8 protein-coding genes and 1 pseudogene are annotated in these 8,131 nt (G+C 64.9%); 5 read left to right on the top strand and 4 right to left on the bottom strand.

Annotation, left to right across the window (positions count from 1 at the left end):
• The 3 genes and pseudogenes from glmU to B3D39_RS07530 all read left to right on the top strand — a co-directional run.
• Positions 1-195 (top strand): annotated as a pseudogene (gene glmU, locus B3D39_RS07540) (bifunctional UDP-N-acetylglucosamine diphosphorylase/glucosamine-1-phosphate N-acetyltransferase GlmU); the annotation flags it as partial.
• Between the two features lie 3 nt (positions 196-198).
• A complete protein-coding gene (glmS, locus tag B3D39_RS07535) occupies positions 199-2,013 on the top strand; it encodes a glutamine--fructose-6-phosphate transaminase (isomerizing) (protein ID WP_274963694.1) in 1,815 nt (604 codons plus the stop codon).
• A complete protein-coding gene (locus B3D39_RS07530; protein WP_338113664.1) occupies positions 2,010-2,861 on the top strand; it encodes a DNA alkylation repair protein in 852 nt (283 codons plus the stop codon). The genes glmS and B3D39_RS07530 overlap by 4 nt, the downstream gene beginning before the upstream one ends.
• Here B3D39_RS07530 and B3D39_RS07525 read toward each other — a convergent pair.
• From B3D39_RS07525 to B3D39_RS07515, 3 genes are all read right to left on the bottom strand, one after another.
• Positions 2,856-3,545: a D-lyxose/D-mannose family sugar isomerase gene (locus tag B3D39_RS07525; protein WP_078599320.1), complete on the bottom strand. Its 690-nt coding sequence runs from the start codon at positions 3,543-3,545 to the stop codon at positions 2,856-2,858. The two genes, B3D39_RS07530 and B3D39_RS07525, sit on opposite strands and share 6 nt — an antisense overlap.
• Before the next feature lie 26 nt (positions 3,546-3,571).
• The gene (locus B3D39_RS07520; protein ID WP_078546578.1) at positions 3,572-4,345 is read right to left on the bottom strand and encodes a gamma-glutamyl-gamma-aminobutyrate hydrolase family protein; all 774 of its coding nucleotides are present in this window, start codon (positions 4,343-4,345) and stop codon (positions 3,572-3,574) included.
• Between the two features lie 122 nt (positions 4,346-4,467).
• A complete protein-coding gene (locus B3D39_RS07515) occupies positions 4,468-5,529 on the bottom strand; it encodes a Hint domain-containing protein (RefSeq protein WP_078599321.1) in 1,062 nt (353 codons plus the stop codon).
• Between the two features lie 206 nt (positions 5,530-5,735).
• Here B3D39_RS07515 and B3D39_RS07510 point away from each other — a divergent pair, with 206 nt between their 5' ends.
• Together B3D39_RS07510 and B3D39_RS07505 are read left to right on the top strand one after the other, a co-directional pair.
• The gene (locus tag B3D39_RS07510; RefSeq protein ID WP_274963695.1) at positions 5,736-5,978 is read left to right on the top strand and encodes a hypothetical protein; all 243 of its coding nucleotides are present in this window, start codon (positions 5,736-5,738) and stop codon (positions 5,976-5,978) included.
• Positions 5,979-5,989: 11 nt separating this feature from the next.
• On the top strand, positions 5,990-6,334 hold the full coding sequence (locus B3D39_RS07505; RefSeq protein ID WP_274963696.1) for a hypothetical protein: 345 nt from the start codon (positions 5,990-5,992) through the stop codon (positions 6,332-6,334).
• A gap of 343 nt (positions 6,335-6,677) precedes the next feature.
• On the opposite strand, the gene B3D39_RS07500 is transcribed toward B3D39_RS07505, so the two are convergent.
• Positions 6,678-7,916 (bottom strand): aminopeptidase, encoded by a 1,239-nt coding sequence (locus B3D39_RS07500; RefSeq protein ID WP_274963697.1) that lies wholly within the window; start codon positions 7,914-7,916, stop codon positions 6,678-6,680.
• Positions 7,917-8,131 lie beyond the last annotated feature (215 nt).

The raw sequence follows: 8,131 nt of genomic DNA, 5'->3' as shown, positions 1-8,131 counted from the left end.
TCGGACACGATGCTGGTGGCCCCGGTGACGGTGGGCGACGGCGCGCTGACGGGCTCGGGATCGGTGATCTCGAAAGACGTCCCTGCCGAGGCGATCGCGATCGAGCGCTCCGAGCAGGTGAACCGTCCGGGCCTCGCTACGAAGCTATTTGCGAAACTGCGCGCGGAGAAAGCGCGTCGCATGAAGAAAGATTGATAAATGTGTGGAATTATTGGCGTTCTGGGGAAGCACGAGGTTTCCCCCTGGCTCGTTGAGAGCCTCAAGAGATTGGAGTATCGCGGCTATGACAGTGCCGGGATCGCGACGGTAAATGCAGGCAAGCTGGACCGCCGCCGGGCCGTGGGCAAGCTTTGGAACCTGTCCGATCTGCTGGTGCATGAGCCCCTCCCGGGCAAGTCTGGCATCGGCCACACCCGCTGGGCGACCCATGGGGCTGCCACCCAGGGCAATGCGCATCCGCATCGCTCGGGGCCCGTCGCGGTCGTGCATAACGGCATCATCGAGAATTTCCGCGAGCTGCGCGCCGAACTGGCCGAGGCCGGGATCACCCCGGAGACGCAGACGGATACCGAAACCGTCGCGCTGCTGACGCGGATGTTCATGGATCGCGGCATGGATGCGCGCGAGGCCGCCGTGGCGACGCTCGGCAAGCTCGAAGGGGCGTTCGCGCTGCTGTGGCTCTTCGACGGCGAAGACGATCTGCTGATCGCGGCGCGCAAGGGCTCGCCGCTCGCGATCGGGCATGGTGACGGCGAGATGTTCGTGGGCTCGGACGCGATCGCGCTCGCGCCGATGACCGACCGGATCACCTATCTCGAAGAGGGCGATTACGCCTTCGTCACCCGCGCAGGCGCCGAGATTTTCGACGCCGAGGGTCGCCGTGCGAACCGCGACGAGAGCCGCATCGATCTGGGTCAGGCGCAGGTCGAAAAGGGTGGCTACAAGCACTTCATGGCGAAAGAAATCGCCGAGCAGCCCGTCGTGCTGGCTGACGCTTTGCGACATTATCTGCCCGAAACCGGGCTGAATCTGCCGGAAGAGTTGGACTTTTCCAACATCGACCGGATTGTCCTGATCGCCTGCGGCACGGCGCATTACGCCTGCGCGGTGGCGAAATACTGGTTCGAGGAATTCGCCCGGATCCCGGTCGAGATCGACGTCGCCTCCGAATTCCGCTACCGAGAGCCGCCCCTGTCCGACCGCAGCCTCGCCGTCTTCGTCAGCCAGTCGGGCGAGACTGCCGATACGCTGGCCGCGCTGCGCTATTGCTCCGAGCGCGTAGCGAAGACCGTGGCCGTGGTCAACGTGCCCACCTCCTCCATCGCGCGCGAAGCCGACATCATGCTGCCGATCTTCGCGGGCGTCGAGGTCGGCGTGGCCTCGACCAAGGCGTTCACCGCGCAGCTGCTGGTTCTGGCCGTCATGGCACTGAAAGCGGGCCGAGACCGGGACGAGACCGACGGACCCACGCTTGGCGCCCATGCCGATACGCTGCGCGCCCTGCCCGGCCTGCTCAATCAGGCGCTGTCGATTTCCGAGCCGATCGCGCATCTCGCCGAACAGCTCGCAGAGGCGCAGGACATCCTCTTCCTCGGGCGCGGCGCGATGTATCCGCTGGCGCTGGAAGGGGCGCTGAAGCTCAAAGAAATCAGCTATATCCATGCAGAAGGCTATGCCTCGGGCGAGTTGAAGCACGGGCCGATCGCGCTGATCGATCGCACCGTGCCGGTGATCGTTATGGCGCCCTATGACAAGCTCTTCGACAAGACCGTCTCGAACATGCAGGAGGTGATGGCGCGCCACGGGATGGTGCTGCTGGTCTCCGATGCCAAGGGTATCAGCGCGGCGCAGGATGGCACCTGGGGCACGCTGCAAATGCCTGATATCGCGGAACCTTTCGCGCCGATCCTTTATGCGGTTCCAGCGCAACTGCTGGCCTATCACACGGCGGTCGCGAAAGGCACCGACGTGGACCAGCCGCGCAACCTCGCCAAATCGGTGACGGTCGAATGAGCCGCAAGCGGGGCAAGAAACGCGTCGCGCGGCCGCGCGCGTCGGATTACGCGCCGCTCGACCCGGCGGAGGATGCCCGGCTGCGCGCCGAGGCCGAAGCCTATGCGGCGTCAGATGCGGACTATAAGAGCTTCGCCGAGGAAGACGATACGGACGAGCCACTCGGGCCCCCGCCCACGCTGGAAGACGCGCTTTTCGCGCTGGAAAGCTGGGCGGATGCCGAGAAGGCCGCCGAGATGGCCGCTTATCACAAGGCGGAGCGGCGCTATCTGGGCGTTTCCGTTCCGGCGATCGAGGACATGGTCGCGCTGTGGCGTGGCCAGCTTGATGTTCCGGGGCGGGTCGAACTCGCCCGCGGGCTTTGGGACAGCGACATTCACGAGGCGCGGATCGCGGCGGCCAAGCTGCTGACGCAGGCGCGGCTGCGCCCTGACGCGGAAGCTTGGGACCTGATCGCAAGCTGGGTGCCGCAATTCGACGCCTGGGCGATTGCCGATCACGCCGCCAAGGCGGGCTCGAAACGGCTTCAGGCCGAGCCCGCGCGGCTCGACGAGGTGGCGGACTGGGTGCGCTCGGATCACATGTGGACGCGGCGCGCGGCCTTCGTATTCACTCTGCCCTGGACCAAGCAGCGCAATCCCAAGCCCGAGGACGAGGCGGTGCGCGACGAGGTTCTGGGCTGGGCTGCGCAACTGGCCGAGGATCGCGACTGGTTCATCCAGAAAGCCATCGCGTGGTGGCTGCGCGAGCTGAGCAAGAAAGACCCCGCCCGCGCACAGGCCTGGCTGACCGAGCATGGCGAAAGGCTGAAGCCTTTCGCCCGCAAGGAAGCCAGTAAATACTTATGAATACAGGAACTTGTCGTAGTCGCTGACCAGCAGGTGGCGCGGCGCTTCGTCTTCCTCGATCTCGGAGAACCGCCCGATATCTTCGCGGAAGATATTGTCGGTATTGTCGTCGTTGACGGTCGAGACCTCGCCGATCAGAACGTCGCCGCCCTCGCCCCAGAAGGCATGCCAGTCACCGGGCCGCAGGGTCACGCTCTCGCCGGGGCGCAGGATCAGCACCTCGCCGGGCTCGTAATTGCGCGGGACGCCGTCGCACATCACCTGCCCGCCTGCGGTCTCGTCGAATTTGCCATCCGCGTCAGAGCCATAGAGCTCGATCGCGAGGTCTGCGCCGCCGCGATTGATGATGTCCTCGGCCTTGATGATATGGGTATGCATCGGGCTGATCTGGTCCTTGCGCGAGATCAGCAGCTTCTCGGCATAGGCCATGCCGTGGCCCGCCTGAAGATCGCGCAGATCGCCGTTGCGCAGGGTGAAGAGAAACAGACCCAGCTTGTCGAAATCGCCCTGCCCGTAATCCGTGATGTCCCAGCCCATCGCGGCTTCCACGATGCGCTGTGCCTGCGGCAGGCGCGCCTTGAACTCGGCCGGGCTCCACCATGCGAAAGGCGGCAGGCGGAAGCCGAATTCCTGGATCATCTCCTCGGCCGCGGCCATGATTTCGTTCACGCGCGAGCGTTTCATCTGTCTCTCCGTTTTGTCTTCGCGGCTCAGGCGACGCAGGCGGCGGGCCGTTCGCCGCGCGCCCAAGCACGCACCGCATCGCCGAATGCCTCGAACAGAGGGCGCGAGACCGGATCTTCCGCCGCACGCCATTCGGGATGCCATTGCACCGATAGGGTAAACCCCGGCGCGTCCTTAACATAGATCGCCTCGGGCGTACCATCGGGGGCGCGCCCTTCGATCACAATCCGGGTACCAGCGGTGCAAACGCCCTGCCCGTGCAGCGTGTTGGTCTCGACCTCATCCGCGCCGAAGAGACGCGCGAACCGGCCGCCGGGAGTGAGCGTGACCATGTGGCGGTTGGAGAACCCTTCTTCGAGCGTGCCCTCCGGCGGCATCCGGTGGTTCAACCGTCCCGGAAGCTCGCGGATCTCGGGGTGCAGCGTGCCGCCCATCGCGACGTTGACCTCCTGAAAGCCCCGGCAGATGCCAAGGAAGGGCTGCCCGCTTTCGACACAGGCGCGCACCAGCGGCAGCGTGATCGCGTCGCGGGCGCGATCGAAAGTGCCGTGCTTCTCGGTCGGCTCTTCGCCATATTCATGCGGATGGACGTTCGGCCGCCCGCCGGTCAGCAGGAAGCCGTCGCAGACCTCCATCAATTCCTGAACGGATACATATTCGGGATCGGCGGGGATCAGCAGCGGGATGCAATCGGAGACCTTGCTCACCGCTTCCGAGTTGAGCTGCCCGCCTTCATGGACGGGGTAGCGGTCACCTACGAGGCCTCTATTGCCGATGATGCCGACGACGGGTCTGGTCATTGAATTCTCCTTTGTCCCGAAGCTAAGGCGACGTTCGGGCAGAGAAAAGGCGCAAAATGCGCACGAAGCCGTGCATCTGACGCACAGCCCAAGCCTGCAGCGATTTCCAGCGGATTTGCCCGTCAGGCGGCCAGATCGTGGCGCAGGATCGCGGCCTCGGAGGGCTTGAGCGCCCGGCGCGCGAAGGCACCGTAGCTAAGCGGGTTTTCCTCGACCTGCGGCACCAGCGCCTCGAGCCCGGCGCGCTGGTCGCGCGCGATCATCTCGAGCCGGGTGGAGGCCGGATGGAAGCTTTCGGTCTCAAGCCCGTTCGCGGTCAGCACCTGATGGCGTTCGAACATGAGGTGGATGTAGCTCAGACCGCGCAGCGCGCCCTCGAAGCGGATCTGACGTCCATTCACCAGATCGCAGGCGCGCACCAGAACCTCGTCTTCGGCAAACAGCGCCTGCGCCGCGCGTCCGCGCACCAGCATCCGGTGCTGCGGCGATACGATCAGATCGCGATCGGGCCGTGCGATGCCGAAAGCCCCAGCCGAGATCCGCACCGGGCGCAGATGCGGCATCGCATGGAGCCGCGCGCCAGAGATGTCGCGCCGCCCGATCCAGCAGATCGGCTGCGCCCCGTCATCGCGGGTCAGTACGCGGTCGCCTTCGCGCAGCGCCTCGACCGGGCGACGGCCCTGGTCGGTCTCAATCAGCGTGCCGGGGGTAAAACAGATGACGCCCGCAGGCCCCTGCCGCGCCGCTTTCGGGCGCAGGTCGAGCGCCCGGTCGACCACCCAGAGATCGCTGTCCACCGGCGGCATCCGACCGGCGAACATCAGGATGCGCGTGCCGCTTTCGGGCAGCTCGATCAGGGTGACGACATAGGCGTGATAGCCATCGGTCACGGTAAAACTTTGATTGGGCGTCTCGGTCTCGTCGGGATCGTCGAGCGTTCGCGGATGTCCCACGGCCTCGCCCAGCAGGCGACGCACCGCGCGGGCGGCTTTCGTGCGCCGCTCCGCCTCGCCGCGCGCATTGTGCAGGATGAGCCGATCATTGGGCCCGTCCACGCAAATCGCCTGCCCCGTCCATCGCCAACATGCGCCCACGGTCACGACCTCAAGCGGCGGCACCGGTGTGCCGTCGATCTCTGTCTGCGCCCATGAAATGACGAAGGTGCCCTGATAGCCCGCCTTCATTGCCTCGATCCTGCCCGTATTTCGTGAGAGCTTATGTCTGCCCTCTGCTTGTTAATAGTTACGGTATCATGATGAATTCGCGATGTGAATCCCCATCTTGACGCATAGGGCAAGCAGCATTCACCGAAACTTGCGCGCGCCTGCGCTTGTCCCCCGCGCGCGCAACTGCATTTTCCCATAGGAAGAGCACCCTGAGGAGACTCATGATGAAATCGATCGCCCTGATCGCCGCCCTCACCTGCGCCGCGCTGCCCTCGCTGGGCGCCGCGCAGCAGCAGCAGCAGCCGCTCAATGCGCTGGAGATTCAGCGCGTGCATTTCCTCGTCGGCAATGTCGACCTGTCCAACCTCACCGACCGCCAGATCGTCCAGATCAAGGAAGCGCTGGTTCAGAATGTCGACCGCACGGCGAAGGAAACGCTGATCCTTATGGCCCTGAAGAAGAAATGAGGAAACCGCCTATGACGACCCGTTTTACCGCCGCTACTTTCGGTTGCAGCCTTGCAGTGGCGCTTGGCCTTGGGGCCGGTATCGCGCAAGCCGGTGTCGCGTCGCAGCCACCCGCTGACCTTGGCCCGCAAGCTCCCGCGAAGAGCTCGAGCGGGTCCGACCCGGCCTATTTCATGCCGGCCGATCCGCATCTCAGCATGTTCGATCAAGCGCGCGCTGCGGAGTTTACGAACGGGAAGAAGCTCAACGACATCGGCTTCACGCAGGTTGCCGCGATCGAGAACGCGCTGATCCATCCCTCGCTCGCCAAGAGCCGCGAGAAACTGATCTCGAAGAGCCTCGATACCGGCAACTAAGCGGGCGAAAATTTCGATTTCTTGCTTGTCAGGCTGGGCACCGCCCGGCCTGAACGCGTTTTCGGGGAGGAGGATCGAAAACCTGCGTCGGCCGGGCGGCCCTTCACACAGCGCAAGGGTGCGCGAGTTGCCCAAGAGGGTCGGCCAAGCCCGACCCGTATGTTCAGATTTCGCCCAGTTTCCGCTTCCGTCAAGCAGCGCCCGCGTTCAGCGGTACCCTCCTACGCCGGGTGCATCGAACTGCGCGAGATGAGGCGAAATTCCTCGCGCCCGCACAAAAAATAAGCGCCCGGCACATCAATCGGCGTGCCGGACGCTATACATTGTCAGGTTCGGCGGCCTATCAGGCCCATTCGCCTTTGCGGAAGACCGGGACGCGCGTGCCATCGGGCTTGATGCCGTCGATATCGGTCTCGGGGCCGCCGATCATCCAGTCGACGTGGATCATCGAGCTGTTGCCGCCCTTCGCCGCGACCTCGTCCTCGCTCAGCTCGCCGCCATTGATGAAGCATTTCGAATAGCACTGCCCCATCGCGATATGGCAGGCCGCGTTCTCGTCATAGAGCGTGTTGAAGAACAACAGCCCCGAAGCCGAGATCGGCGAGGCATGCGGCACCAGCGCGACCTCGCCCAGACGGCGTGCACCCTCATCGGTGTCGATCAGCTTCTGCAGCACCGCCTCGCCGCGGCTGGCCTTCGCCTCGACCACTTTACCACCCTCGAAGCGCATCTCGATATTCTCGATCAGGCTGCCCTGATGCGACAGCGGCTTGGTCGCGCGGACCACGCCATCGACCCGCTCGGCATGGGGCGTGGTGAAGACTTCCTCGGTCGGGATGTTCGGGTTGCAGACAACGCCGTTATTGGCCTCGGAGGCGCCACCGCTCCATTCGTGATCGTCGGCGAGGCCCACGGTCAGATCGGTGCCGCCGCCGGTGAAATGCAGCGCCGAGAAGCGCTGCTCGTTCAGCCAGTCACGGCGCTTGCGCAGGGCCGCGTTATGCGCCTCCCATGCGGCGACGGGATCGGGTTGATCGGCGCGCGAGGCGGCGAAGATCGCGTCGGCCAGTTTGCCCACGGCTTCCTCTTCCGGCAGATCGGGGAAGACGCGCTTGGCCCAGGCCACGGTCGGGTAGCTTACGATCGACCAGTTGATCTCGAAATTCGAGATTTTCTCCAGTGCCGGTTTATAGGCGATGGAGTTGGCCTTGCCGGCGCGCGAGACTTTCTCCGGGTCCTGTTCCGACAGCAGCATCGGGTCTTCGCCCACGATCGCCATGCGGGCCGCGCCGCTCTCGTAAGCTTTCGCCATGCCCTGATAGAGCCAATCGGGTGCGCGGTCGAAGCTTTCGTCCTTCGCGTTCTCGAACCGGGCCAGCGTGATCTGACCATCGCTCAGGATCGGGGTGAAGGTGCCTGCGCCCGCGCGATAGGCTTCGGCGGCGATCCGGCGCACCAGCGGCAGCGCCTCGACGGGCGCGGTCAACACCAGATCCTGACCGTCTTGCAGGTTCAGACCCACCTGCACGGCAACCTCGGCCAGCCGGTCGAGAAGTTGCGGATCGATTGCGTCGCTTGCCATGAGAGCCTCCTGAATTGCGTTGAGCCGCAAGATAGATGGCTGGGCGGCAGGCTCAACCCCGGCAGAGCGGGAACCCGAGGTCAGAGGCCGAACCACGGGGCGGCATGGGACACGATCTCGTCAAGTTCACGGTAGCGCGCGGCAAAGCCCAGAGCGTCGCGCGCCCGCGATGGGTCGGCCACCAGTTCTGCCGGATCGCCGGGGCGGCGCGGGGC

The organism is Thioclava sp. UBA3469, from assembly GCF_002378135.1.
GTDB classification, from domain to species: domain Bacteria; phylum Pseudomonadota; class Alphaproteobacteria; order Rhodobacterales; family Rhodobacteraceae; genus Thioclava; species Thioclava sediminum.
The sequence above is the reverse complement of the archived record's forward strand: the minus strand, read 5'-3'. Positions and strand labels throughout refer to the sequence as shown.